Below are 1,222 nucleotides of genomic sequence, written 5' to 3' on the forward strand. Positions count from 1 at the left end.
ACGAAGAGCCCGACCCCCGCGGCGCCGGCCACCGCGAGCGGCAGCGCGGCCCAGGCGTTGATGCCGCCTTGCAGCTGCGCGATGGCCTGGATGTAGGCGCCGGTGCCGAAGAACAGCGCATGCCCGAACGAGAACTGCCCGCCGAAGCCGCCGAGGATGTTCCAGGCCTGCGCAATGAGCGTGGCGTAGAGCGCCATCATCACGAAGTTCAGCGCGACGCCCGACTTGGTGGCGAGCGGCACGCAGCCGACCAGCATCGCGAAGAGCGCGATGCCCGCGAGTTGTGCGCGTGCGCTGCTCATGCCCTGGCTCCGAACATGCCCTGGGGACGGAACAGCACCACGCCGATGAAGATCGCGAAGATGCCTATCTGCCCGAGCGATTCGCCCAGGTACAGCCCGCCGAGCGACTCGACCACGCCGACCAGGAGGCCGCCGATGAGCGCGCCGACGAAGCTGCCCATGCCGCCGAGCACCACGATGGTGAAGGCCACGAGTACGAAGCCGCCACCCACCTGCGGGTTGACGTAGTAGGCCGGCAGCAGAAAGCAGGCGGCCGCGCCGAGGCAGGCCAGGCCGATGCCGAAGCTCATGGCATAGACATGGTCGACGTCGATGCCCATGAGCTTGGCGCCTTCCTTCTCCTTGGCGACGGCGCGGATGGCGCGGCCGAGGTCGGTGCGGCCCATGATCCAGAACAGGATGCCGGAGACGGCGAGCGCCCCCGCGAAGGCCACGAGCTTGGGCACGGCGATCATGGCGGGGCCGATGGCGACGGTGCTGAGCGARTAGGCGGTGTCGATGCTGCGCGTGTCCGACTTGAAGARCAGCAGCGCGAGGTTCTCCATGACGATGGCAATGCCGAGCGTGGCGAGCAGGATGTTCTCGTCCTTGCCGTGGCCCGCGCGGTTGATGACGACGCGTTGCAGCGCATAGCCGAGCGCGAACATGCCGGCCACCGCAATGGGCAGCGCCATGTACGGGTCGATGCCCCAGCGCTCCTTGAGGAAGTAGACGGCGTACAGCGCAAGCATCAGGCAGGCGCCGTGGGCGAAGTTGATGATGTGAAGCACGCCGTAGATCAGGGTGAGTCCCAGCGCGATCAATGCGTACACGGCGCCTGTGGTGAGGCCGTTCAGGATCGAGGGGAAGAGGATGCTTAGATCGAACATTTGCTTTGTGCGCCTTGTGGGATCCGCCCGGTATGCGGTGCGGGCCGTGCG

2 protein-coding genes are annotated in these 1,222 nt (G+C 67.0%); both read right to left on the bottom strand.

Annotation, left to right across the window (positions count from 1 at the left end; all coding sequences use genetic code 11):
- A partial coding sequence (locus AC1DOC_RS34265) for an ABC transporter permease subunit (RefSeq protein ID WP_478131649.1) occupies positions 1 to 302 on the bottom strand: 302 nt, incomplete at its 3' end.
- Entirely contained in the window at positions 299 to 1,171 is an 873-nt protein-coding gene (locus AC1DOC_RS34270) for a branched-chain amino acid ABC transporter permease (RefSeq protein WP_478131650.1), read from the bottom strand. The genes AC1DOC_RS34265 and AC1DOC_RS34270, both read right to left, overlap by 4 nt.
- Between the last annotated feature and the right edge of the window lie 51 nt (positions 1,172 to 1,222).

The sequence above is a fragment of the Variovorax sp. 01T439_2 genome (assembly GCF_056398445.1).